Genomic DNA, 22,123 nt, shown 5'->3' with positions numbered 1-22,123 from the left:
ACGGCTAGGCTGGCCACGGCCGTGCGCAGAGGCGCGGCGCCCCGGCACGAGGAGACCCCATGGCCCTGCACGAGATCACCTTCCCCTCCGCGAACGGTCGCGACGAGATCCAGGCGTGGTCGCACGTGCCCGCGGTCGCACCGCGCGGGATCGTGCAGATCGTCCACGGGCTCGGCGAGCACTCCCGCCGCTACCTGCATGTGATCAGCGCCCTCGTCGACGATGGCTTCGCCGTCCTCGCGGGCGACCACGCAGGCCACGGCGCGACCGCGATGCGCTCGGGGATCTGGGCGGACGCCGGGGACGAGGCGGCGCGCGTCGTCGTCGAGGACGAGCTCGCGCTCCAGGCTCGTGCCCGTGAGATCCTGCCGGGTCTGCCGCACGTCCTCTACGGCCACAGCTGGGGCTTGATGATCGCGCGCGTGGTCGCGACCGCACCGCAGGCGCGGCTCGCCGGTCTGGTGCTCGGCGGGATCGCGGCGCAGATGCGAGGGATCGAGGCGAGCATCGACCGCGAGGCGCTCGCCGCCCTCGCCACCGGTGCGCAGCGAGCAGAGCCCGTCCCCGAGGAGTTCGTCGGCCAGCTCTTCGACGGGTTCCTCGACCGCTTCGGCGAGAGCGCCGGGCCCACCGCCTGGGTCGCGCTCGACGAGGACGTCGTCGCCGACCACGGCCGCGACCCCCTCAACAACTTCGGTGCCCCCATGAGCGCCCGCTTCCTCCAGGGCTTCGTGGACGTCTACGACCGGGCGAATTCCGAGGCGTTCTACTCCGACCTGCCTGCGGGACTGCCCGTGCTGATCCTCGCCGGCGACCAGGACCCGGTGGCGAACTACGGCGAGGGTGCGCTCCACGTCGCCAACCGTCTGCACGAGGCCGGCCGCACCGACGTGCGCACCCGCGTCTACCCGGGCGTGCGCCACGAGGTCCACAACGAGCCCACCACCCGCGAGGACGTGGTGCAGGAGATCCTCGCCTTCGCCGATCGCGTGACGGAGGGCTGAAGGGCTGGGCCGACGGACGGCGAGCGCGCCGAGCTACCGCTGTGCCACCAGGTAGGCCCGAATCGCCTCCAGCGGCTCGGCGAGATCCCGCTTCGACATTGCGAAGCCGTCGAAAAGGTTGAGGTAGCCGCGGCTGACGTCCCCCTCCACCGTCGCCCCGGCGCCGTGAGCGAGGTGGATCCGGACGTTGTCGCTGGGGGACTGCGGGGAGCCGCGGTAGAGCTCGACGTGCGTCATCTCCTCCCAGCGCAGTCCCATCTCGCGGGCGCGTTCGCCCCGCCGGTGTGCGGAGATCGTGATCCCGTGACGGCTCACGGCCAGCTGGTCCTTCCGCGCCAGCTTCCTCGCCTCGAGGACGGCGATCACGAGGAAGAAGCGGCACGAAGAGCACGCCGATCCAGCCCTTGAGCGCGGTCGCGCCGTCGTCGAGGAAGAAGGCGAGGGCCAGCGGCGCGAGGATGATCGCCATGACGAGGCTCGCCAGCGTCATGGCCACGATCTTGAGGGGGCTGACCCGCACCGTCAGGAGGCCCGTGCGGTGGAACTCGTTCCAGCGCTTCTCCACGTCCGCTCGTGCCATCCCCGCCCCCTGTGCGATCTCGGTCCTGCCGCGGCGCGCCGCCCCCGGTCCGCCCCTGCGAGCGTACTCCGGACGGGTGCGTGCCACGATGAGCGCATGGAACCCGACGACGTGCAGTTCTTCCTCGCGCTCGAGGAGCAGGTGTGGCAGGCGCAGGTCACGGGGGACGCCGCGGCCGAACGGGAGCTGCTGCCGGGTGACTTCCTCGGCGTGGACGCCGGCGGGTTCAACGACCTCGAGCGCCATCTCGACCAGCTGGCCGACGGGCCGATCACCGAGTCCTTCGCGCTGTCCGAGGCACGGCCGCTGCGGGTGTGGGAGGACGCCGTGCTGCTGAGCTACCGCGCCGATGCCCGCGCCCCGGGCGAGCAGGTCACGCGGAGACGTTCTTCATCACCTCGCTCTGGCAGAAGCGCGGGGATCGGTGGTGGAACACCTTCAGCCAGGACACCTCCGGCGCCCGCTGAGCCCGTTCGCGCCGGAGGTGCCGGCCCGGTGGGCCGAGGCGGCGGCAAGGGGGGCGACCGCGGCGGTCGTTCCGGCTCTCAGCTCGGTCGCCCCTCCTCCCCGCGCACGTCCGTGCCGTGCTCGGCGAAGGCCCGGAAGTCCTCCATGTGGGCGAGGGTCTGCTTCCGGAAGGTGCCGCGCATCAGCGGGGCGAGCGACCGCATCGGCGCCGCGGAGAAGCGGTACTCGTTCTCGCTCTCCCACAGCGTGGTGCCGTCGCCGAGGTCGTGCAGATGCTCCTTCGCCGCGGACCACATCCCCTCGGCGACGAGCTCCCGCTCGTAGTGGACCACCACGTCGGCGGGGAGATCCTCGAGCCGCTCGGGATCGCGCCGGGTGATCGTCTCCCGCGCCTCCATCGTGCTCGATCCGGAGCGCATCTCGACGCGGGAGATCGCGCCGACGTGCCCCTCCCGCCCCTCGACCAGCTCATGGGCGACGAGTCCGCGCGACCAGGAGGGATGATGCGCGGGGTCCGAGAGCGACTCGAGCACGCGGCGCCGGGGCAGGGCGATGGTGAGCGGGATCGTGAACTTCATGGGACGATTCTCGCCTGCGACGGACCAGGGCGCACGCCCCGCGACGGGCGACATTCCGGGCGGCCTTCACGGCGCGACGCACGACCAGAGGACGACGGCTCCCGCGGCGCGATTCGGGGTCGAGGCCCTGCGACCTCACATCCGCCCCCGCCGGGACGACTACGTGGTGACAGAGCAGAGGAGACCCCCATGGATGGCCCCCGCCACACCACGCTCCCGACCGCCCTCGGCGACCTGAGCCTCTCGGCCGACGGGAAGGCGCTGACCGGGCTGTACTTCCCCGGGCACTGGCATCCGCCGACGGCCGAACAGCTCGGCGTCGAGGTCGAGCCGGACGCCGATCCGCCGCTGGCCCGAGCCCGTGACCAGCTGACCGAGTACCTCGCGGGCGAGCGGCGGGAGTTCGACCTGCCGCCGCGCACCGGCGGGGACGACTTCTCCGAACGGGTGTGGGCGCCGCTGTGCGAGATCCCCTACGGCGCCACGACCACCTACGGCGCGCTCGCCGAACGGCTCGGCTCCCGCGGTCTCGCCCAGCGCGTCGGCCAGTGCGTGGGACGGAACCCGCTGAGCATCCTCGTGCCCTGCCATCGCGTGGTCGGCGCCGACGGCTCCCTCACCGGCTACGCGGGCGGGCTCGAGCGGAAGCGCACCCTGCTCGAGCTCGAGGAGCCCGCCGAACGCGCCGCGCCGAGCGACTCTTCTAGGACGGGCCCCGACCCGGAACGACCCGATCCCCGGGGAGGCATGATGGCGGGGACGGAGCGCCGCACCGCGCACTTCTTCGACCTCGACGCGGACCTCGACCCGGTCGATGCGCACCTCGGCGCGGACCCACTGTTCGCCGCACAGGTGCGGGAGCGCCCCGGACTGCGCATCACCCGGTTCCGCCCGCCCTTCGAGGCCGTGATCTGCACCCCGGGAGGGGAGCACAGCGGCGCGTTTCAGTACGTCGGGTCGTAGACGGCCCCCTCGGCGGCCAGCTGGTCCATGTGCGGTGTGCGTGCGGCCCGATCGCCGTAGGCGCCGAGGGCCTGCGCGGCCATCTGGTCCGCCTGGATCAGGACGATGTTCGGTCTGGTCAATGTCATGACTCGCTCCTCCTCGTGTCGGTGTCGGCGTCGCCGGCGGCGGAGTCGTCGGGGTCGGCGGCGGCGGAGCCGGCGCTGACGGCGTCCGCGCGGTCGGTGTCTGCGCCGTCGTCGTCGGCGTTCTCCGGCTCCCAGCCGTCGGCCCAGGTGTCGGTCTCGAAGTCGTAGCCCACAGGCTTGCCGTCCGCATCGGTGCGGCGGTACCAGTCGGTGTAGTCGGAGTGCGTGGACTCGACGCCCGCTCCGGCACCGGTCCCGGGCTCGGAGGGGACCACCTGGAGCTCGAAGTCGTCGTCGTACTTGTCCACGCCCGTCACGACGGCGTTGCGCAGGGCGGTGTCCGCGTACTTGTCGCGCGCGCGTGCGCGGATCGGTGTTCAGCTCCCGGAACCAGGCGATGATCAGCAGCAGAACGATGATCGCGAAGGGCACCGCGGTGATGATCACCAGCGACTGCAGGCCCTGCGGCGCGGACTCGTCGCCCAGCAGCAGCATCACCAGGGCGATGCCGCCCATCACCATGCCCCAGAACACCACCACCGGCTTGGGCGGGTTCTGGTCGCCGCGCGTGGTGAGGATGCCCATCACCACCGAGGCGGAGTCCGCGGCGGTGATGAAGAAGATCGCCAGGATCGCCATGATCAGCGGCGGCATGAACTGCGAGAACGGCAGGTTCTCCACCATGTCGAAGAGCACCTGGGCCGGGTTGACCGTGTCGATCTCCCCGAGCTTCCCGTCGCGGTACATGGAGATGGCGGTGCCGCCCATCACGCCGTAGGCCACGAAGAGCGACGCGGAGGGGATGAAGATGACGCCCAGGATGAACTGCCGGATCGTGCGCCCGCGGGAGATGCGGGCGATGAAGATGCCGACGAAGGGCGACCAGGAGATCCACCAGGCCCAGTAGTAGACGGTCCAGGCGGACTGGAAGTCGAGCGTGTCCTGGCCCCAGGAGGCCGAGCGCCCCATCATCTCCATCATCGAGTTGAAGTACTCCATGACCCCGGAGGGCACCAGGTTCAGCGAGCAGCGTGGGGCCGAGCAGGAAGATCAGCCCGGCGAAGCCGATCGTCAGCACGATGTTGGTGTTGGAGAGGTAGCGGATGCCGCGGGAGACGCCCGAGACCGCCGAGATCACGAAGCCGATCGAGAGCACGGCGATGATCAGCACCAGCACCGTGTTGGTCAGCTCGGAGACGCCGGAGACGATGACGACGCCCTCGCCGATCTGCAGGGCGGCGATGCCCAGGGCGGCGGCGGTGCCGAACAGGGTGGCGATGATCGCGAAGATGTCCACCAGCTGGCCGGCCCAGCCCTCGGAGCGCTTCTTGCCGAAGAAGCGCTCGAACACGGAGGACATCAGCAGGGTGCGGCCGCGTCGGTATGCGGAGTAGGCGACCGCACCGCCCACCAGCGCGTAGATCGCCCAGGCGTGGAAGCCCCAGTGGAAGTAGGTCTGCGCCAGGGCCCGGTGCATGGCTCCGGTGGACTCCGGCTCATCCGTCAGCGGCGGCGGGGACAGGAAGTAGGTCAGCGGCTCCGAGGGGCCCCAGAACATCACGCCGATGCCGAGCCCGGCGGCGAACAGCATCGCCACCCAGCTGAAGGTCGAGAACTCGGGACGCTCATCGTCCTTGCCCAGCGGGATCTTGCCGTAGCGGGTGAAGGCCAGGACCAGCATGGTCACCAGCACGATGGTGGCGACGGCGTTGAACAGCCACCCCAGGTGCTCCATCACCCAGCCGTAGGCCGCGTTCGCGACCACGCTGACGCTGTCCGTGGCGACGATGCCCCAGATCACGAATCCGACGGCGAGGACCCCGGCCACGGCGAGGACGAACTTGTCGATGCTGTAGCGGCGGCGCTGCTCGTCGATGGCGATGCCGGGCACGAGGGCGGGGTGGATGTTGTGGGGGTACTTGGGGCGTGCGTAGTCGAAGGTCGCCAGCTTGTCCGAGCGGCGGGCGGCTCGACGTCGCGGCGCGGAGCGGTGGGTCTGCTCCGTTCTCTGGTGGGGGTCGTCCTCGGTGTTCACAAGGTCTCCGTTCGTGGGGAGTGGGGGAAGCGAATCGCGGTGCGGGTGCTGCAACGCCGGGCAGGGCCGATGGACGGCCCTGCCCGGCGCGGTCTCGGGGCACGGTCTCGCGGAGGGGGCACGGCCTCGCGGAGTGCGCGGATCAGGCCCCGTGGGGGCGGGTCAGGCCTGCTGCTCGCGGATCAGGTCGGAGGCGCGCTCGCCGATCAGCATCGTGGTGATGTTGGGGTTCACCGCGACCAGGCGCGGCATGACCGAGCCGTCCACGACCCGCAGGCCCGTGACGCCCTTGACCCGCAGCTGCGGGTCCAGCGGCGACATCTCGTCGTCGGCCGCGCCCATCCGCACCGTCCCGGCCGGGTGGTAGACGGTGTTGTGCGTCTTCGCGACGTAGTCGGCGATCTCCTCGTCGCTCTGCACGTCCTCGCCCGGGAACAGCTCCCGGCCGCGGTAGGCGTCCATCCCGGACTGGGCGACGATCTTGCGGGCCTTGCGGATGCCCGCGACGGCCACGCGCATGTCGTGGCCCTCCTCGTCGGTGAAGTAGCGCGGATCGACCTTCGGCTTGTCGCGGTAGTCGATCGTGCGCAGGCGCACCGTGCCGCGGGAGCGGGCGTGGGTGATGTTCGGGGTCAGGGCGAAGGACTCCGGGGAGGTGGGGTAGCCCTGGCGGCGGGTGTGCATGTCGAAGGGCACCGAGCCGTAGTGCATCATCAGGTCCGGCAGGTCCAGACCCTCCTCTGTGGGGGTGAAGATCCCGATCTCCCACCACTGGGTGGACTCGCGCGTCATCTTCTGCGTCGACTCCCAGGAGATGACCGCCTCGGGGTGGTCCTGCAGGTTCGAGCCGACGCCGGGGGAGTCCACGCGCACCTCGATGCCCACCTCGCGAAGGTGGTCGGCGGGGCCGATCCCCGAGAGCATCAGCGACTTCGGCGAGTCGATCGCGCCGGCGGAGAGAATGACCTCCTTGCGGGCGTGCATGATCGAGGAGCGGTCGAAGGCGTTGTCGATGTACTCCACGCCCGTGGCCCGCTGGTCCTCGTCGAAGAGGACCTGCATGACCTGGTGCCCGGTGAGGACGTGCAGGTTCTCCCGGTCCCGGATCGGGTGGAGGTAGGAGACGGAGGAGGAGGCGCGGGTGCCGTCGGCCTGGCGGTTGACCTGGAACCAGTTCGCGCCGTTGACGACGGTGGAGAAGTCGTTGAAGCGGGCGCGGGGGATCCCGGCCTGCTCGCAGGCGTCCAGCAGGGCGATGCCGAGCTTGTCGTCGGCCGGGGCGTCCATCAGCTCGACGGGGCCCGCGTCGCCGTGGCCGGCGCCCTCGCGGTCGCGGTTGTTCTCGAGCCGCTCGATGAGCGGGATCATGTCCTTCGAGCCCCAGCCCTCGGCGCCCGACTGCTCCCACAGGTCCATGTCCTCCGCCGGCGGGTGGAAGGCGATGCAGGAGTTGTGGGAGGAGCGACCGCCGAGCACCTTCGCGCGCGCATGGCGCATGTAGGAGTTGCCGTTCTCCTGCGGCTCGATCGGGTAGTCCCAGTCCAGCCCCGACTCCAGCGGCTCCGGCCAGCGCTTCAGCTGCGGCACCTCCTCGTGGTCGAGGTCGTGCGGGCCGGCCTCGAGCGGCGCCACCTCGAGGCTCGGGTCCTCGCTGAGGCGTGCGGCGACGACGGCTCCGGCGGAGCCGCCGCCGACCACGATGTAGTCGTACTCGACGATGGGGTTCTCGGACGTGAGGTCCTTCTGGGTCATCTCTTCTGCTTCCTGCTGAGAGGGGTGGGGCGAGGCGCGCCGTCCCGCACGGTGCCGCGCGGGACGGCGCGGGGGCGGTCAGCCCTTGCGGGGGAACCAGCCGGAGACGGCCGGCTCGGTGTTCTGGTAGATGTGCTTGGCCTCGGTGTACTCCTCGAGACCCGTGGCGCCGAGCTCGCGGCCGAACCCGGACATCTTGAAGCCGCCCCACTCCGCCTGCGGCAGGTAGGGGTGGTAGTCGTTGATCCAGATCGTGCCGTGGCGCGGCGCGCGAGACCCGGTTCGCGGTGCCCGCGTCGGAGGTCCACACCGCGCCGGCCAGGCCGTACTCGGTGTGGTTGGCGATCTCGATCGCCTCCTGCTCGGTGGAGAAGGTCTCCACCGTGATCACCGGGCCGAAGCCCTCCTCGATCACGGCAGGGTTGTCCCGGGTGCGCGGTCCAGCACCGTCGGGGCGTAGAAGAAGCCCTTCTCGTGCTCGGGGCCGCCCCAGTGGCCGCCGGTGCGCGCCCGCGCCCCGGCCTCGACGCCGCGCTTCACGTAGTCGGTGACCTTCTCGCGGTGGGCCTTCGAGATCAGCGGACCGGTCTCCGCGCTCTCGTCGAAGGGGCCGCCCATGACGATGCCCTCGGCGCGGGCGACGAGGTCGTCGACGAATCGCTCGGCGATGGACTCGTGGATGATCAGACGCGTGCCCGCCGAGCACACCAGGCCCGAGTCGAGGAAGCCGGCGTTCAGCGCGTTGTCGAGCGCCGCCTCGTAGTCCGCGTCGGCGAAGACGACGTTGGGGTTCTTCCCGCCGAGCTCGAGGGCGACCTTCTTGATGCCCTTCGCAGCGGACTCGGCGATCTTCCGCCCGGTGACCAGGCCGCCCGTGAAGGAGACCAGGTCGATCTCCGGGTGGGAGGACAGCGGGGCGCCGACGGTGCCGCCGTCGCCGAGCACCAGGTTCGCCACGCCCTTGGGGAGCCCGAGCTCGTCGAGCACCTCCATCATCAGGATCGCGGTGTGCGGGGTGAGCTCGGCGGGCTTGATCACGAAGGCGTTGCCGGCCGCGAGGGCGGGCGCGATCTTCCACGCGGCCTGCAGCGGCGGGAAGTTCCACGGCGTGATCATGCCGCACACGCCGACGGGCTCGCGGACCACGCGGGAGATCACCGAGGCATCGCCCGCGTCGACCAGACGGCCCGGGTCCTGGTCGGCGATCTTCCCGAAGTAGCGGAAGCAGGAGGCGATGTCGTCCATGTCGCCCTCGGCCTCGACCAGACGCTTGCCGGTGTCCTGCGCCTCGGCGCTGGCGAACTCGTCCTTCCGCTCAGCCAGGCGGTCCGCGACGCGCAAAGAGGAAGTCGCCGCGCCGGGCGGCCGGGGTGCCGGACCACTCGCCGCGCTCGAAGGCGGCGCGGGCGGCGAGGATCGCGCGCTCGACGTCCTCGGCGCCGGCCTCGGAGACCACGCCCACCTCGGTGCCGTCGGCCGGACAGGTGATCGTGCGGGTCTCACCGGTGGAGGACGGCACCCAGGCGCCGTCGATGAACAGGGTCGCGGGGCTCTCAGTCATGGTTCTCCTTCGTCGTCCGCGCGGTGGCGGGGTCGGTGGGCTGGTCGGGCTGGGTCGCATCGGACCGGTGGTCCTCCCCCTGGGCGCCCTCGGGCTCGGCGTCGACGTGGTCGGCGTCGTCCCAGGTGTCCGGGGCGGTGACAGGGATCGTGCCGGTGGCGGTGCCGATCTCGTCGCTCATCGTCAGGTACATGATGTGAGCGTCGTAGGCGTCCAGGACGTCGCTGATGACCTGCTCCTTCGTGTACCCCATGATGTCGCGTCCGCGGGAGCCGGTGCGCGAGAAGATCTCGATGCGGTAGTAGACGTCCCGCACGGTGGAGAGGTTCGCGGCGAAGCTCGGCACCGAGTACGCGACCGGGTAGGCCTGATACTTGAAGTCCTCGGCATGAGGGAACGAGACGACCAGGTCGATGTACGGCACGCCGTGGTCGGGATGTTCGCCGCGATGGCAGGAGACGTCCGCGCCGAGGGCGCGCGGCTCCGAGGCGACCTCCTCGACGGCGGGGGTCGCGACCTCCGCCACGAAGGCGCGGGCCCTGCCCTCGTCGGCGTAGGACATGCGGCCCCGCAGGCGCGCTGCCACCACGGGACGCGGTCGTGGGACTCGCCGCCGCGCACCCGGGAGGTGAGCACGCCGGGCAGGGCCGCGGTGCGGGCGTCGAGGTCCATCTGCTCGGTGCGCGACACCTTCCACAGGCTGAGCATCACCAGGTACACCAGGATCGACAGCGGCAGGCCCACCACCACGGTCGCGGCCTGGAGGGTGTACACCCCGTCGATGAAGAGCATCACGAGGGTGAGCGCGCCGGTGATCACGGCCCATACGATCCGCGCCCAGGGCGGGCCGTCGGAGTCCGTGCTGGAGGCCTTCGAGGTCATGTTCGCCATCACCAGCGAGCCGGAGTCCGCGGAGGTGACGTAGAAGAACAATCCCGTCACCACGGCGAGCGAGACGGTGAAGAGCGCACCCGGGTACTGCTCGAGCAGGTTGAAGAAGCCGGACTCGGGCTGGTTCACGGCGAGGTCGAGGAAGTCTCCGTCGCCTGCGAAGCTCAGCGCGGCGTTCCCGAAGATCGACACCCACAGCAGGATGAACGAGAAGGGGATCAGCGACACGCCGACGACGAACTCGCGAAGGGTGCGGCCACGGGAGATGCGCGCCAGGAACAGGCTCACGAAGGGCGCCCAGGCGATCCACCACGCCCAGAAGAACAGGGTCCAGTCCGCCATCCACTGGTCGGAGGGGTAGTCGGCGGCGCCGTCGGTGTAGGCGAAGGTGTTCATCATCATCCCGGGGAAGCGGGAGAAGAAGTCGCCGATGTTCTGGACGAGGGCGTTGAGCGGCTGGTGGGTCTGCCCGGAGAAGAGCACCCACAGCATCAGTGCGATCGCCAGCGAGACGTTGAGCTCGGAGAGGCGACGGATGCCCTTGTCGACGCCGGAGACGGTCGAGACGATCGTGATGCCGACCGCGAGCGCCATCAGAGCGATCTGCACCGCGATCGAGTTCGGGATCCCGAACAGGGCGGAGAGCCCGTAGTTCAGGAACACCACGCCGATGCCGAGGGAGACGGAGATCCCGAAGATCGTGCCGATCGTCGAGCCGATCTCGGCGACATGGCCGACGGCGCCGTGGATGCGCCGGCCGAAGATCGGTGCGAGCGCCGAGCGGATCGACAGCGGCAGGTGGTAGCGATAGGCGAACAGGCCGAAGGCCATGCCCATCAGCGCGTACATCGCCCAGCCGGGGATGCCGTAGTGGAAGATCGTCCAGATCGTCGCCATCCGGGCGGCCTCGTCGGAGCCCGCCGGCGCATCGGGCGGGGTGAGGATGTTGGTGGCCGGGCCCGAGATGCCGAAGAACATCAGGTCCACGCCGATGCCGGCGGCGAACAGCATCGCCGCCCAGGTGAAGAGGTTGTACTTCGGCACGGAGTGGTCCGGGCCCATCCGGGTGCGGCCCACGCGGGAGAGCGCCACGAGCGACGACGAAGACGACCACGATCGCGGCGGTCAGGACGTAGTACCAGCCGAAGTTCGTCGCGATCCATGCCATCGAGCCGAAGATCGCGGTCTCGGCGGCTCCGGGCCAGATCGCGGCGAACAGCACGAACGCCACGATGATCACGGAGGTGCCGACGAAGACCGGCAGGTTCACGCGGGAGTGCGCGGGCCGAGCACCTCCCTCCTTCTGTGCGCTGGGGGCGGGCGGGGCCTCGGCCATCACGATCCTCTCGGTCGACGCTCGGGACAGGACCGCTCGCGGCACGAGCGATCCGACGGGGAGATCCGGCTCGGCGAGCGAGGACCGCTGCTCCTGCGCGGACGCTGTCCCTGGCCGCCGACCGAGCATGACTCTAGGAACGGATTGTCGGATGCTCCAGTTCCCGGGACGATTCGTGAGGAACCAGTCAGGCGACTGCGCGGGATTGCCGGGATCGTCCCGGGATCGCCCTGACCTGCGCAGTGAGGCGGCAGGTGGACTTCCTCGTCCTGCGATGTCCGTGCGCCCCCCGGCCCGCGCGCGCCGTCGGGCAGGCGAGGAGGGTGGCCGCGCTCACGTCCGGGAGCGCAGGGACGCGAGCATCGCGGGCAGGATCGCGACCGCGGCGCCGGCCAGGCACAGCACGCCGCCGAGCGCGGCGAGCGGCGGCGGCACCTCGCCGAGGATCGTCCAGGCGAGCACCACCGTGATCGCGGGGACGATCAGGGAGGAGGAGGTGAGCACCCCGGCCGGCGTGTGGGTGAGGGCGTAGCCCCACAGCAGGAAGGCGGCCGCGGTGGGCGACACGCCCATGTACACCACCGCCGCGATCGCCGAGGCCGGGGCACGGCTCAGCTCCGCGACGAGCCGCGGGGCGAAGGGCAGGCAGGCCAGCATCCCCGCCGTCATCCCGACGACGGTCATCGAGGTCGAGTCGATGTGGGCCAGCGGCGGCTTCTGCCCCAGCACGCACGCCGGCGTAGAGCACGGCCGCGAGCGGCCCGAGCACGAGCCCCGGTCCCTCCACGTGCCCGGTCGAGGTGGCCAGGGTGATCAGCCCGATCCCGCACAGCGCGATCACGACGCCGACGAGCGACCGCAGGGACAGTCCCTCGCCGAGCGGCACGCCGGAGGCGACGGCCACGATCAGCGGCGCGAGATTCACGAGCATCGCGGCGGTCGCGGGATCCAGGAACAGCTCCGAGGCGTTGAGCACCACCGAGTACACGCAGAACCAGGCCACGCCCCAGGCGAGCACCCCGGCCCACATCCTGCCGTTCCGCGGCGTCCGCACCCGCCCGGTCAGCTCGAGCGGGAGCATCACCAGCACCGCGGTCACCATCCGCAGCGGCGTCATCGCGCCGGGGGAGAGGTGCGCACCGGAGAAGCGGATGACGATGAAGGAGGACGCCCACAGCAAGATCACCGCGGCGGCGGCGAGCCAGGGCGCCGCCGGGGGGACGGTGCGGCGGGGGCGACGGGGGAGGGCATGCCTCCATCGTGCTCCTCGGTCGGACGCGAGGGCGAAACGCCGGCGCGGGTCTCACGGCTCGGTCGGCCCGCCCGCAGGTCGGAAGGCCCTGTCGCCGGGCGGCGCGGGCGTCCCGCCTGCTGTCGGGCGGTGCGGTCCGCTCAGCCGGCGGCGGCCTCGAGCCGGGCGACGTCGAGCTTCGTCTGCGTCATCATCTCGCGCGTCACCGCCTCGGCGTGCGGGCCCTGCAGCGACTCGTTCAGCCGCCGCGGGATCACCTGCCAGGACAGGCCGAACCGGTCACGGCACCAGCCGCACTGCGACTCCGCGCCGCCGTCGGCGATCAGCGCCTCCCACAGCCGGTCGACCTCCTCCTGCGACTCGACGGTGAGCATGATCGAGACCGCCTCCGACAGCGGGAAGGCGGGCCCGCCGTTCAGCGGCGTGTACGGCACCCCGCCGAGCACCAGGTCGACGGTGAGCGCCTGACCGGTCATATCGGGACCGTCCGGCGGGCCGCCGCCGGCCTCGTAGACGGTGCGCTGGAGGATCCGGGAGTCCTCGACGAGGGAGACGTAGAACTCGGCGGCCTCGTCGATGCGGCCGTCGAACCAGAGACAGGTGCCGATGGTGGTCATGGGGCTGTCCTCCTGCAGTGTCGGTGCTGCGGGTCGGTGCGGGCCGGCGGCCCGTCGTGCGCTCACAGTAGAGCCGTGGCGCCGCCGCAGGTAGGTCCGATCCTGCGCACTGCGGGCCCTGCCCGCCGCGGAGGGGCGGGTCTATCGTGCGCGGCATGAGCATCCACATGGAGAACGTCGGGATCGCGGTGCGTGATCTCGAGGAGGCGATCGCCTTCTTCACCGACCTGGGCCTGACCGTGCTCGGGACCGACACCGTGCAGGGCGAATGGGCGTCGACCGCCGTGGGGCTGGACGACAACCACGCGCGGATCGCGTCGCTCGGACTGCCCGACGGGAGCGGGCGACTGGAGCTGTTCGAGTACCTCCACCCCGAGGCGATCGAGACCGCCCCGACGCGCCCGCACGAGATCGGCATGCACCGCGTCGCCTTCCGGGTCGAGGATCTCGACGCGGCGCTCGAGATCGCGGCGCGTCACGGTCGCCGTCCCGTGCGGGGCGTGGCGACCTACGAGGACGTCTACCGCCTGACCTACCTGCGCGGCCCGAGCGGGATCCTGGGCATGCTCGCCGAGCAACTCGGCGGGACCGGGGACTGAGCCGGAGGGCCGGCGGCGGGCCGAGGCGACCGGAGGAGCGGCCGACGGGACGCGGCACGGCGTGCCATCGGGCTCGTCGGCCCTCAGGCGCTCTCCGGGGACCAGCCGAGCGCCGGTCCGAGCCGGGTGGCGATGTCGGTGAGGATCTGCACGTAGTCCTCGTGGGAGAAGCTGAAGGGGAGCGCGAAGGCGACCTCGTCGACCTCGCGGAAGCCCTCGTGCGCCCACAGCTGCTCGGCGATCTCCTCGCTCGTGCCCACCAGGTCCGGGGCGAACATCATCCGGCGCGGACCCTGCGGGGTGCGGGTGCGCGGGAGGCGCTCGGCGGCATAGGCGCGGTAGCGCTCCGCCTGCTCGGCCGACGCCGAGTCGGTGGGGATCACGACCAGGCCCTGCGAGGCGCGGGTGCCGCCCGCGGCACGGAAGGCGCGGATCTGCGCGGCCTGGACCGCGGCGAAGTCCGGCTCCTCGTCGGGACCGGGGAAGAGGACGCTGGAGGAGAGCAGGTGCAGGCCGTGCTCCCCGGCCCAGACAGCGGAGTCGAGGGACCCGGCGCCGTACCAGAGCCGCTCGCGCAGACCGGGGGAGTGGGGCTCGACGCGGGAGGAGTACTCCTCGACCACGCCCTGCTTCCCCTCCAGCTCCCGCACCCGCTCGCCGGCGAGCAGACCCGCGAGACGCTCCACCCTGGTCTTGGAGAAGTCCTCGACCTCGGCGGTGTCCGGGTAGAGGGCATCCTTGACGGTGTCGTACTGCATCGGGGTGCCGACGCTGACGCCGGGATTGATCCGGCCGCCGGAGAGCACGTCGACGGTCGCGAGGTCCTCCGCGAGGCGCGCGGGTTCTCCCAGCCCAGCGGCGTCACCGCGGTGCCCAGCTCGATCCGGGAGGTGCGCTGGCTCGCCGCGGCCATCACCGCGATCGGGGAGGAGATCCCGAACTGCAGATGTCGGTGGCGCGGCCAGGCGCTGTCGAGGCCGAGCCCCTCGCCGAGCTCGATGAGAGACAGGGTCGACTCGTGCCCGACCGCGGGATCGGCCGGATCGAACAGGCCGATGGTGAGGAAGCCGAGGCGGCGCAGGGGACGGGAGCGATCGGGCATCGAGGACCTTCCGGAGCAGGGCGCCCTGGGGCGCGGTGCGCTCATCGTAGCCAGCGACGCTCCCCGGTGATCAGCCGCGGTCGAGCAGACGCTCGAGCGGGATCGTGCCGTCCTGCCAGGGGGTCAGCGACCACACCGCGAGATACGCGCCGACGCCGAGCACGGGCAGCAGGAAGGAGGCGAGCACGAGCAGGCGCATGAGCCACACGTTCAGCCCGGTGAGCTCGGCGAGGCCGCCGGCGATGCCGCCGAGGATGCGCTGGGGGCCGCGGCGGAATCGGAAGCCGCGGAGGGTCGCGAAGATGGAGTTCATGAGATCGAGGCTAGGCGCGGTCGCGGCCTCTCGGCACTGGGGCTGGCCCCCGTCCTCGACGCGGGGTTCCCGCTCCTGCGCCGGGCGGGACCCGGGCGGCGGGGACCGGGCCGCGGCTCCCGGGCCCGGCTCTGCTGCGGCCCGGTCCTGTCAGTCCTCGTCGCCGGCGGGCCAGGCGTTCGGCGTGCATCCCTGCAGGTCGATGGACTGCTGGAGCATGACCGGGGCGGGTGCGCCCTCGGCCGGGCGACTCGCGTGGCCGAGGGCGAGGAAGTGCCCCACCTCGTGGTTGATCATGTACGCGCGGTACTCGGCGAGGTCGTCGTAGGTGGGGGTCGCGTGCGGCCAGCGGTCGGAGTTCAGCGCCACCTCGGGCCCGATCCGGCGGCTCCACAGCCCGCCTGTCCTCGCCGGCAGGCACATCTCGTCGACCGTGGGCGGGGAGCCGATCGAGATCGTGAACTCCGCCTCCGCCGGGTCCGCGACCCGGTGGAAGACGACGTCGGCCGGGCCCTGCCAGCCGCGCTCGTCGGCGAGCACGGCGGCGATCTCCTCTGCGGCCTCCTCGGCATCGACGCCGATCCCGTCCTCGACGCGCACCGCGTAGGTGCGCGACGACGCCCGCGGTCGGCGCGTCGCCCGCCGCGGCGGCGACGGTCCAGGTCCCGGGGCCGACGGTCCCGCTGCGCACCATCTCCACGTCACCGCCCGACTCCGGGGACTCCGCCTCGGGGGTCCCCTCCGCCGTGCTCCCGCCGCCCCCGTCGGAGGCGGCGGGCGTCTCCTCATGCTCCGGGGCCGCGGTCTCCGCGGCCGTGCCGCCGTCCTGCTGGTCCGTCGACCTGCCCGCCCCGCGCACGAGCGAGACGAGCAGCAGCACCAGCGCGATCACGACCAGCGGCACGAGCGCTGTGCGCACGAGGCGACCCCGCCTCGTCAGGCGGAGGACGGGGCGGTGCGGCGTGGGCTCGGTCACCCCTCGAGAGTACGGGCGAGGTCCCTATTCTGGGCGGATGCCCACGCGCTATGTCGGCCTCGATCTGGCCGCCCAGAATCGTCGCACCGGGCTCGCGGTCTTTGCGTGAGGAGGATCCGGCCTCCGGCGTGCTCGTGCTCGAGGAGGCGCGCACCGGAGTCGACGACGCCCTCATCGCGCAGAGGGTGCGCGAAGCGGGGAAGGTCGGGGTCGATGTGCCGGTCGGCTGGCCGCGAGGCTTCGTCGAGCCGCTCGCCGCCCAGGCGACCGGGACCCTCGCGCCGCCCGGGTCGACCGGGGACGAGTGGCGTCGAGGACTGGCGATGCGGGAGACCGACCGTGCCGTCCACGCCCGCACGGGCCTGACTCCGCTGAGCGTCTCCACGGACCGCATCGCCCATCCCGCGGCGCGCTGGGCCGGGATCGAGGCGCGGGCGCGGGAGGAGGGGGATCGACGTCGCGCGCGACGGGAACGGACGGATCTGCGAGGTGTATCCCGCGGCGGCCCTTCGGCGGTGGGGCCTGCCGCATCGCGGCTACAAGGGCACGGGCGGGCGCGCGGCGCGCCGCGGACTGGTCGAGGCGCTCGAGGAGAGGTTCCCGCCGCTGGACTGGGCCGGCCACGACGCCGCCTGCGTGGAGGTGGACGACGTCCTGGACGCGGTGATCGCCGCGCTGATGGCCCGGGAGGTCGCCCGCGGCCGTGCCGTCCCGCCGCCGGACCCGCCGCGGGAGACCGCCCTGGTCGAGGGGTGGATCTGGTCGCGCCCGCGTAGCAGGCGCCGCCGCTCAGTCCGCCTCGGGCAGGTCCTCCTCGCTCAGCCTCGGCTCGACCCGCCGCTCGGGGGCGAAGCCGGCCTTGTCGGCGAAGAAGGCGCGGATGCGGTCCATGTCGGCGCGCACGTCCCCGGTGACCTCCATGATCGGGCCGAGTCCGCTGGTCATGGTGGTGCGGTCCACGAAGCCGAGGGTGAGCGGGAGCCCCGTCGCGCGCGCGATCCGGTAGAAGCCGGACTTCCAGTGCGTGTGCTCCCCGCGTGTGCCGTCCGGGGTGATGACCAGCCCGAACACCGTGCCGGTGCGGACCAGGGCGATGACCTCGTCGACCACCTTGGCGGGGTCGCGGCGGTCCACCGGGATGCCGCCGAGCGTTCGCATCACCGGTCCCTTCCAGCCGGTGAACAGGTCGTGCTTGCCCAGCCAGCGCGGCTTGATCCGCGACCGCCAGGCGATCCCCAGCATGAACACGAAGTCCCAGTTGGAGGTGTGCGGGGCGCCGACGAAGAGCGTGGGCCGGTCCGGGACGCGCTCGACGACGAGCCTCCACGGCGACACCGCCCAGAACAGGCGCGCGATGAGCTGACGGATCATGGTGCGAGGGTATGCGCTGACCGGGGCGCGGACGGGCGAATGCCCATGTCCGGGCTGATCGGTCTGCGAGCGAAGGTCCCGCCGGGCAGTCGGGGCCCGGCCCCCAGGGCCCGCCTGCCGCTCATTCGCCCCGCGGCGGCCTGCGGGTCTGCTTGAGGTCGGCGCGGCGACGCTTGGCGGCGAGGCGTCGGCGGCGGGAGCCGGCCGTCGGCCGGGTCGCCCGACGCGGCACCTCCGGGGCGACAGCCTCGCGCAGCGGCGCGGCGAGCCGCTCGCGCGCCGCCCGACGGTTCCGGTGCTGCGAGCGCTGTTCGGAGGCGGTGACGGTGAGGACCCTGCCGGCGGTGCGGGTCGCGAGACGTTCGAGCACGCGGGCACGCTGGACCTCGTCCAGGGCCGAGGTGGCGGCGAGGTCCAGGCTCAGCCGCACCCGCGAGTCGGCGGTGTTCACTCCCTGACCGCCCGGCCCGGAGGCATGGGAGAACTGCTCGACCAGCTCCGCGGCGGGGATGCGCAGGCCGTGGGGTGCGCCCGGTCCGGGATCCACTTGCAGGTCTTCCATGTCCCCAGTGTGCCGCGCCGAGGGTCTGGCCGTCGGGCCGCGGACGGGGCACGATGGGGCCATGGCTGATCCGAAGCAGACCCTGACCCCCGAGCAGATCGCCGACGCCGGGCTCACCGGCTGGCACCAGGAGGGCGAAGCCCTCACCGCACGCTTCGACACCGGCGACTTCGCGACCGGGCTCGCGTTCGTGAACCGTGTCGGCGTCTCCGCCGAGGCGGCGAATCACCATCCCGACATCCTCCTGACCTATCCCGAGGTCACCGTGACCCTCTCGAGCCACGACGTGGGCGGGGTGACCTCCCGCGACCTCGCACTCGCCGGCACCGTCAGCACCCATGCCGAGGAGCTCGGGATCCGCCCTGCGGAGGGCTGAGATCCGTACGCGCGCGCAGGAGGGCCATCGGGGCGCGCCCGAACTCCCGGCCGCCGCGTCAGGGCGTCCATGAGATCCCACGAGACAGGACTTCGGGCCCTGGAGCGCTCGGGGCGCCGGAACTAAGGTCGACGCATGATCGAGAATTCGAAGCTCACCGTCATCGGGGCCGGCGCCGTCGGCTCCAGCGTCGCCTACGCCTCGCTCATCCGCGGCTCCGCCCGCCACGTCGCCCTGTACGACATCGACGCCGCGAAGACCGAGGCCGAGGTGCTCGACCTCGCCCACGGCACCCTGTTCACCCGTGCCAGCGACATCATCGGTGGCTCCGACATCGGCGTCGCCGAGGGCTCCCATGTCGTGGTGATCACCGCCGGCGCCAAGCAGAAGCCCGGACAGACCCGCATCGAGCTCGCCGCGACCAACGCGAAGATCGTCGGGGACATCATGCGCCGCACCCTCGAGGTCGCACCGAACGCGGTCTTCGTGATCGTCACGAACCCCTGCGACGTCCTCACCATGCTCGCCCACGAAGCCTCCGGCCTGCCGGCCGAAAGGGTGTTCGCCTCCGGCACCGTGCTGGACACCTCGCGCCTGCGCTGGGAGATCGCGCGACGCACCGGGGTGGCGCCCACCTCCGTCCACGCCCAGATCGTCGGCGAGCACGGCGACACCGAGTTCCCGTTGTGGTCCGCCGCCCGCATCCACTCCGTGCCGATCCTCGAGTGGCGGGCGGAGGACGGCGCACAGCGGTTCACGCTCGAGGAGCTCGACCGGATCGCCGTGGACGTGCGGGACGCCGCCTACAAGGTGATCCAGGGCAAGGGGGCGACGAACTACGCGATCGGCCTGTCCAGCGCGCGCATCGTCGAGGCGGTCCTCAAGGACGAGAACGCGGTGCTGAACGTCTCCACCGTGCTCGAGGACTTCCACGGCATCGATGGGGTGGCCCTGTCCGTGCCGAGCATCGTCGGCTCGTTCGGCGCCCGACCGATCCGCGAGACGCCGTTCGACGCGCCGGAGCTCGAGAAGCCGCGCTCCAGCGCCGATGCGCTCGAAGCCGTCGCCGCCAGCCTGCGCGGCTGACGCACCAGGCTCGGGAGGTCACGCGGGCCTCCCCGGGAGCTTCAGAGTCGAGGCCCCCGACATCCCCGGGATGTCGGGGGCCTCGTCCCTGACCGCGTCACCGCCGGAGCGCCCGCTCCGGCACGACCTCGGAGACCTCTCATGTGGACCCAGACCCTCGACCCGCTCGACAACCTCCTCCTCTCGGCCCTCGCGGCCGCCCTCCCCATCTTCGTCTTCCTCCTGCTGATGGTGGTGCTGAAGCTCTCCGGGGTGCTCTCGGGCCTGATCGCCCTGGCCGTCGAGGTGCTCGTCGCGCTGATCGCCTACGGCATGCCCGCCACCGCAGTCGCCGGCGCCGGGCTCTCGGGGTCGCTCACGGCACTCTGGCCGATCGCGTACATCATCGTGATGGCTGTGTGGCTGTACCGCCTGGCGGTGCTCTCGGGCCGTTTCGACATCATCCGCGACTCGATCGGCGCGGTCTCGGCCGACCAGCGCATCCAGGTGTCGCTGATCAGCTTCGCCTTCGGGGCCTTCCTCGAGGGCGTCGCAGGGTTCGGGGTGCCGATCGCGATCTGCGCGGCGCCGCTGGTGCGGCTCGGCTTCGCCCCGATGCGCGCGGCGGTGCTCTCCCTGATCGCGAACGTCGGAGCGGGCGCCTATGGCGCGATCGGCATCCCCGTGCTGGTGGGCGCTCAGGTGACCGGGATGGAGGTGATGGACCTCTCCCGCATGATGGTGGTGATCCTGCGCCCGCTGACCCTGGTGGTGCCCTTCCTGCTGGTCATGGTCATGGACGGGGTGCGTGGACTGCGGGAGACCTTCCCGATGACCCTGGTGGTCTCGCTCGCGTTCAGCGGCGTGCAGGCCGGGGTGCTGTGGTTCATCGGCCCGGAGCTCGCCGACATCGGTGCGGGCCTGGCGGGGATGGTCGCCGTGTTCGCCGTCGCCCGAGCCTGGGCCCCGGAGCGGATCCACCGCGAGGACGACGCACCGGTGCCCGTGCCGCGCGCCCACAGCTTCAACGAGGTGGTCGTGGCATGGAGCCCCTTCTACATCCTCTCGGCGTTCATCCTGCTGTGGTCCCTGCCCCCGGTGGAGGAGCTGTTCACCACCGGCGCGCTCGGCGGAACCACCATTGCGGTCCCGCGCCGGGGCTGACCGGTCACATCGCCACGGCCGACGGGACGGTGGTCGAGACGACCTGGACCCTTTCGCTGCTCGGTGCCACCGGCACCGCGATCCTGCTGGCCGTGATCGTCTCCTTCCTCACCACCCCGCAGGTGACCCTGCGGGAGGTGCTCGGCGAGCTGGTGGGGACGGTGCGGAGCCTGGGCATGGCGATCGTGCTGATCGCGGTGATCCTGATGCTCGCGAACATCGCCAACCACTCTGGTGGCTCCTCCACGATGGGCTACGCCCTGGCGGCCGTCGGCCCGGTGTTCCCGCTGCTCGCCCCGGTGATCGGATGGATCGGCGTGTTCCTCACCGGCTCGGTGGTCAACAACAACACCCTGTTCGGACCGCTGCAGACCGCGACCGCGGGCAACATCGGGGTGGACCCGTCGCTGCTCGTGGCCGCCAACACCGCCGGCGGCACCACCGCCAAGGTGATCTCGCCGCAGTCGATCGCGATCGCGGCCGGCGCGGTGGGACTGTCAGGGCGCGAGGGCGAGATCACCCGCAAAGCGATCGCCCCCAGCCTCGGCATGCTCGTGGTGATCTGCGTCTGGAGCCTGCTGCTGTCGATCCTCCTCTGACGCCGGGGAGCGCCTGCCACGGGTGCCGGAGCGCCCGACGGGGACCGAGCCCCGTGGAGCGGACCACGACATCGCCCTCCGGGCGGAGGATGCGCGCATCGGTCGTTGCGGATCGAGCACCGTCCCGGAGGCGATGTCGGGCCGTGCCTCGATGAGAGCGCGTCGGTCGCTGTCGCATTCGAGCCACTCGCCGCAGGCATAGGTCATGTCCTGGGCGGAGCGCATGGGTGGTCCGTCCGAGGGGATGCGGCCCGGAACTCGGGGTGGGCAGGTGCGGCGAGGGCAAGGGCGCGCGCCGCGATCAGCGCTCGAGACCGAGGACGACCTCGAGGCCGTCGACGCGCAGGGCGACTGACTCAGGCGTGGACGGGCGCCGTGGCGTCCTCGCGCACTGCCGCGGCGATCCCTGCGTGCACGGCGATCAGCACCAGCTGGTACACGGCGGTCTGGTAGCCGAACCGGTCCTCGAAGGGGATGACGTCCTGGGCGTCGAGCCGCGCGCGGTCGTAGACGACCGTGCCGGTCCCGGTGAGCTTCTGCCCGAACCCGTCCCAGTCGTCGCTGCGCGTGACCGCGGCCTGGACCAACGGCACCACGGCGATGTGCTGGGACCCGTCGGCCGCCTCGACCAGGGTGTCCGAGTAGTCGGCGAAGTAGGAGCCGGTGGTGTAGAACTTCCGGCCCGTCACCTCGGCGTGCTCGCCCTCGACCGCGACCTTCGTGCCCTGGGAGCCTCGCTCCACGGAGCCGATCTCCGACCAGGCGTTCCCGATCACCGCCCCGTCGGCGATCCGTCGCAGCCCATCGCTGCCGGAATTCGGCGTGCGGTGT

23 protein-coding genes and 6 pseudogenes are annotated in these 22,123 nt (G+C 71.7%); 9 read left to right on the top strand and 20 right to left on the bottom strand.

Annotated elements, in window-relative coordinates; all coding sequences use genetic code 11:
* Positions 1-59 precede the first annotated feature (59 nt).
* On the top strand, positions 60-1,004 hold the full coding sequence (locus WKH84_RS07335) for an alpha/beta fold hydrolase (RefSeq protein WP_341856154.1): 945 nt from the start codon (positions 60-62) through the stop codon (positions 1,002-1,004).
* Between the two features lie 33 nt (positions 1,005-1,037).
* Here the strand turns inward: WKH84_RS07335 and WKH84_RS07330 are convergent, their stop codons facing one another.
* Together WKH84_RS07330 and WKH84_RS07325 are read right to left on the bottom strand one after the other, a co-directional pair.
* On the bottom strand, positions 1,038-1,370 hold the full coding sequence (locus WKH84_RS07330; RefSeq protein ID WP_341856153.1) for a hypothetical protein: 333 nt from the start codon (positions 1,368-1,370) through the stop codon (positions 1,038-1,040).
* Positions 1,371-2,129: 759 nt separating this feature from the next.
* Complete coding sequence (locus tag WKH84_RS07325; protein WP_341856152.1) at positions 2,130-2,630, bottom strand: SRPBCC family protein; 501 nt, start codon at positions 2,628-2,630, stop codon at positions 2,130-2,132.
* Positions 2,631-2,819: 189 nt separating this feature from the next.
* Here WKH84_RS07325 and WKH84_RS07320 point away from each other — a divergent pair, with 189 nt between their 5' ends.
* Entirely contained in the window at positions 2,820-3,593 is a 774-nt protein-coding gene (locus WKH84_RS07320; RefSeq protein ID WP_341856151.1) for a methylated-DNA--[protein]-cysteine S-methyltransferase, read from the top strand.
* On the opposite strand, the gene WKH84_RS07315 is transcribed toward WKH84_RS07320, so the two are convergent.
* The 12 genes and pseudogenes from WKH84_RS07315 to WKH84_RS07260 all read right to left on the bottom strand — a co-directional run bounded on the left by WKH84_RS07315 (position 3,575) and on the right by WKH84_RS07260 (position 13,165).
* A complete protein-coding gene (locus tag WKH84_RS07315) occupies positions 3,575-3,721 on the bottom strand; it encodes a sulfatase-like hydrolase/transferase (protein ID WP_341857073.1) in 147 nt (48 codons plus the stop codon). The genes WKH84_RS07320 and WKH84_RS07315 overlap by 19 nt on opposite strands.
* Entirely contained in the window at positions 3,718-4,038 is a 321-nt protein-coding gene (locus WKH84_RS07310; protein WP_341856150.1) for a hypothetical protein, read from the bottom strand. Before WKH84_RS07310 ends, WKH84_RS07315 begins: the two co-directional genes overlap by 4 nt.
* Before the next feature lie 115 nt (positions 4,039-4,153).
* Positions 4,154-4,690: pseudogene (locus WKH84_RS07305) on the bottom strand (BCCT family transporter); the annotation flags it as partial.
* A 115-nt stretch (positions 4,691-4,805) separates the two neighbouring features.
* A pseudogene (locus WKH84_RS07300) lies at positions 4,806-5,522 on the bottom strand (BCCT family transporter); the annotation flags it as partial.
* A gap of 396 nt (positions 5,523-5,918) precedes the next feature.
* Positions 5,919-7,508, bottom strand: a complete 1,590-nt coding sequence (locus tag WKH84_RS07295; protein ID WP_341856149.1) for a GMC family oxidoreductase N-terminal domain-containing protein — start codon at positions 7,506-7,508, stop codon at positions 5,919-5,921.
* A gap of 78 nt (positions 7,509-7,586) precedes the next feature.
* A pseudogene (locus WKH84_RS07290) lies at positions 7,587-8,849 on the bottom strand (aldehyde dehydrogenase family protein).
* Positions 8,824-9,069: an aldehyde dehydrogenase family protein gene (locus WKH84_RS07285; protein ID WP_341856148.1), complete on the bottom strand. Its 246-nt coding sequence runs from the start codon at positions 9,067-9,069 to the stop codon at positions 8,824-8,826. The pseudogene WKH84_RS07290 and the gene WKH84_RS07285 overlap by 26 nt, the downstream one beginning before the upstream one ends.
* Complete coding sequence (locus WKH84_RS07280; RefSeq protein ID WP_341856147.1) at positions 9,062-9,250, bottom strand: hypothetical protein; 189 nt, start codon at positions 9,248-9,250, stop codon at positions 9,062-9,064. The genes WKH84_RS07285 and WKH84_RS07280 overlap by 8 nt, the downstream gene beginning before the upstream one ends.
* A gap of 2 nt (positions 9,251-9,252) precedes the next feature.
* Complete coding sequence (locus tag WKH84_RS07275; RefSeq protein WP_341856146.1) at positions 9,253-11,052, bottom strand: BCCT family transporter; 1,800 nt, start codon at positions 11,050-11,052, stop codon at positions 9,253-9,255.
* 577 nt (positions 11,053-11,629) lie between these two features.
* Positions 11,630-11,953 carry a DMT family transporter gene (locus WKH84_RS07270; protein ID WP_341856807.1) on the bottom strand — a complete coding sequence of 108 codons (324 nt, stop codon included), beginning with the start codon at positions 11,951-11,953 and terminating at the stop codon, positions 11,630-11,632.
* A gap of 211 nt (positions 11,954-12,164) precedes the next feature.
* Positions 12,165-12,482 (bottom strand): annotated as a pseudogene (locus tag WKH84_RS07265) (DMT family transporter); the annotation flags it as partial.
* A 206-nt stretch (positions 12,483-12,688) separates the two neighbouring features.
* Positions 12,689-13,165, bottom strand: a complete 477-nt coding sequence (locus WKH84_RS07260) for a VOC family protein (RefSeq protein WP_341856145.1) — start codon at positions 13,163-13,165, stop codon at positions 12,689-12,691.
* Between the two features lie 155 nt (positions 13,166-13,320).
* Between WKH84_RS07260 and WKH84_RS07255 the strand changes: the two genes are divergently transcribed.
* The gene (locus tag WKH84_RS07255) at positions 13,321-13,764 is read left to right on the top strand and encodes a VOC family protein (protein ID WP_341856144.1); all 444 of its coding nucleotides are present in this window, start codon (positions 13,321-13,323) and stop codon (positions 13,762-13,764) included.
* 83 nt (positions 13,765-13,847) lie between these two features.
* Here the strand turns inward: WKH84_RS07255 and WKH84_RS07250 are convergent.
* The 3 genes and pseudogenes from WKH84_RS07250 to WKH84_RS07240 form a co-directional block, all read right to left on the bottom strand.
* Positions 13,848-14,866 (bottom strand): annotated as a pseudogene (locus WKH84_RS07250) (LLM class flavin-dependent oxidoreductase).
* A gap of 70 nt (positions 14,867-14,936) precedes the next feature.
* Positions 14,937-15,179, bottom strand: coding sequence for a PspC domain-containing protein (locus WKH84_RS07245; protein WP_341856143.1), 243 nt, complete (start codon positions 15,177-15,179; stop codon positions 14,937-14,939).
* A 150-nt stretch (positions 15,180-15,329) separates the two neighbouring features.
* Positions 15,330-15,884 (bottom strand): DUF3152 domain-containing protein, encoded by a 555-nt coding sequence (locus tag WKH84_RS07240; RefSeq protein ID WP_341856142.1) that lies wholly within the window; start codon positions 15,882-15,884, stop codon positions 15,330-15,332.
* A 760-nt stretch (positions 15,885-16,644) separates the two neighbouring features.
* Here WKH84_RS07240 and WKH84_RS07235 point away from each other — a divergent pair.
* A pseudogene (locus WKH84_RS07235) lies at positions 16,645-16,827 on the top strand (DUF429 domain-containing protein); the annotation flags it as partial.
* A gap of 117 nt (positions 16,828-16,944) precedes the next feature.
* Here the strand turns inward: WKH84_RS07235 and WKH84_RS07230 are convergent.
* Together WKH84_RS07230 and arfB are read right to left on the bottom strand one after the other, a co-directional pair.
* Positions 16,945-17,526, bottom strand: coding sequence for a 1-acyl-sn-glycerol-3-phosphate acyltransferase (locus WKH84_RS07230; RefSeq protein ID WP_341856141.1), 582 nt, complete (start codon positions 17,524-17,526; stop codon positions 16,945-16,947).
* 121 nt (positions 17,527-17,647) lie between these two features.
* Positions 17,648-18,088 (bottom strand): alternative ribosome rescue aminoacyl-tRNA hydrolase ArfB, encoded by a 441-nt coding sequence (gene arfB / locus WKH84_RS07225; protein ID WP_341856140.1) that lies wholly within the window; start codon positions 18,086-18,088, stop codon positions 17,648-17,650.
* A gap of 61 nt (positions 18,089-18,149) precedes the next feature.
* Between arfB and WKH84_RS07220 the strand changes: the two genes are divergently transcribed.
* The 5 genes from WKH84_RS07220 (at position 18,150) to WKH84_RS07200 (ending at position 21,647) form a co-directional block, all read left to right on the top strand.
* On the top strand, positions 18,150-18,464 hold the full coding sequence (locus WKH84_RS07220) for a 4a-hydroxytetrahydrobiopterin dehydratase (protein ID WP_308738781.1): 315 nt from the start codon (positions 18,150-18,152) through the stop codon (positions 18,462-18,464).
* Positions 18,465-18,599: 135 nt separating this feature from the next.
* Entirely contained in the window at positions 18,600-19,550 is a 951-nt protein-coding gene (locus WKH84_RS07215) for an L-lactate dehydrogenase (RefSeq protein WP_341856139.1), read from the top strand.
* A 141-nt stretch (positions 19,551-19,691) separates the two neighbouring features.
* Complete coding sequence (locus WKH84_RS07210) at positions 19,692-20,693, top strand: L-lactate permease (protein ID WP_341856138.1); 1,002 nt, start codon at positions 19,692-19,694, stop codon at positions 20,691-20,693.
* A 29-nt stretch (positions 20,694-20,722) separates the two neighbouring features.
* Entirely contained in the window at positions 20,723-21,292 is a 570-nt protein-coding gene (locus WKH84_RS07205) for an L-lactate permease (protein WP_341856137.1), read from the top strand.
* A gap of 205 nt (positions 21,293-21,497) precedes the next feature.
* Positions 21,498-21,647 carry a hypothetical protein gene (locus tag WKH84_RS07200; protein WP_341856136.1) on the top strand — a complete coding sequence of 50 codons (150 nt, stop codon included), beginning with the start codon at positions 21,498-21,500 and terminating at the stop codon, positions 21,645-21,647.
* Between the two features lies 1 nt (position 21,648).
* On the opposite strand, the gene WKH84_RS07195 is transcribed toward WKH84_RS07200, so the two are convergent.
* Positions 21,649-22,068 (bottom strand): hypothetical protein, encoded by a 420-nt coding sequence (locus tag WKH84_RS07195; RefSeq protein WP_341856135.1) that lies wholly within the window; start codon positions 22,066-22,068, stop codon positions 21,649-21,651.
* Positions 22,069-22,123 lie beyond the last annotated feature (55 nt).

Origin of the sequence: Brachybacterium sp. GPGPB12 (assembly GCF_038396325.1) — a bacterium.
Classification (GTDB): Bacteria; Actinomycetota; Actinomycetes; order Actinomycetales; family Dermabacteraceae; genus Brachybacterium; species Brachybacterium conglomeratum.
Note: the sequence above shows the minus strand (reverse complement) of the source record. Positions and strands in the feature narration are given on the sequence as shown.

Coding starts and splice junctions, on each gene's coding strand:
- WKH84_RS07260 (WP_341856145.1), bottom strand. CDS start 13,165: ATGACCACCATCGGCACCTGTCTCTGGTTCGACGGCCGCATCGACGAG.
- WKH84_RS07245 (WP_341856143.1), bottom strand. CDS start 15,179: ATGAACTCCATCTTCGCGACCCTCCGCGGCTTCCGATTCCGCCGCGGC.
- WKH84_RS07315 (WP_341857073.1), bottom strand. CDS start 3,721: ATGACATTGACCAGACCGAACATCGTCCTGATCCAGGCGGACCAGATG.
- WKH84_RS07335 (WP_341856154.1), top strand. CDS start 60: ATGGCCCTGCACGAGATCACCTTCCCCTCCGCGAACGGTCGCGACGAG.
- WKH84_RS07295 (WP_341856149.1), bottom strand. CDS start 7,508: ATGACCCAGAAGGACCTCACGTCCGAGAACCCCATCGTCGAGTACGAC.
- WKH84_RS07200 (WP_341856136.1), top strand. CDS start 21,498: ATGTCCTGGGCGGAGCGCATGGGTGGTCCGTCCGAGGGGATGCGGCCC.
- WKH84_RS07280 (WP_341856147.1), bottom strand. CDS start 9,250: ATGAGCGACGAGATCGGCACCGCCACCGGCACGATCCCTGTCACCGCC.
- WKH84_RS07255 (WP_341856144.1), top strand. CDS start 13,321: ATGAGCATCCACATGGAGAACGTCGGGATCGCGGTGCGTGATCTCGAG.
- WKH84_RS07285 (WP_341856148.1), bottom strand. CDS start 9,069: ATGACTGAGAGCCCCGCGACCCTGTTCATCGACGGCGCCTGGGTGCCG.
- WKH84_RS07320 (WP_341856151.1), top strand. CDS start 2,820: ATGGATGGCCCCCGCCACACCACGCTCCCGACCGCCCTCGGCGACCTG.
- WKH84_RS07230 (WP_341856141.1), bottom strand. CDS start 17,526: ATGATCCGTCAGCTCATCGCGCGCCTGTTCTGGGCGGTGTCGCCGTGG.
- arfB (WP_341856140.1), bottom strand. CDS start 18,088: ATGGAAGACCTGCAAGTGGATCCCGGACCGGGCGCACCCCACGGCCTG.
- WKH84_RS07270 (WP_341856807.1), bottom strand. CDS start 11,953: ATGCTGGCCTGCCTGCCCTTCGCCCCGCGGCTCGTCGCGGAGCTGAGC.
- WKH84_RS07325 (WP_341856152.1), bottom strand. CDS start 2,630: ATGAAGTTCACGATCCCGCTCACCATCGCCCTGCCCCGGCGCCGCGTG.
- WKH84_RS07215 (WP_341856139.1), top strand. CDS start 18,600: ATGATCGAGAATTCGAAGCTCACCGTCATCGGGGCCGGCGCCGTCGGC.
- WKH84_RS07220 (WP_308738781.1), top strand. CDS start 18,150: ATGGCTGATCCGAAGCAGACCCTGACCCCCGAGCAGATCGCCGACGCC.
- WKH84_RS07210 (WP_341856138.1), top strand. CDS start 19,692: ATGTGGACCCAGACCCTCGACCCGCTCGACAACCTCCTCCTCTCGGCC.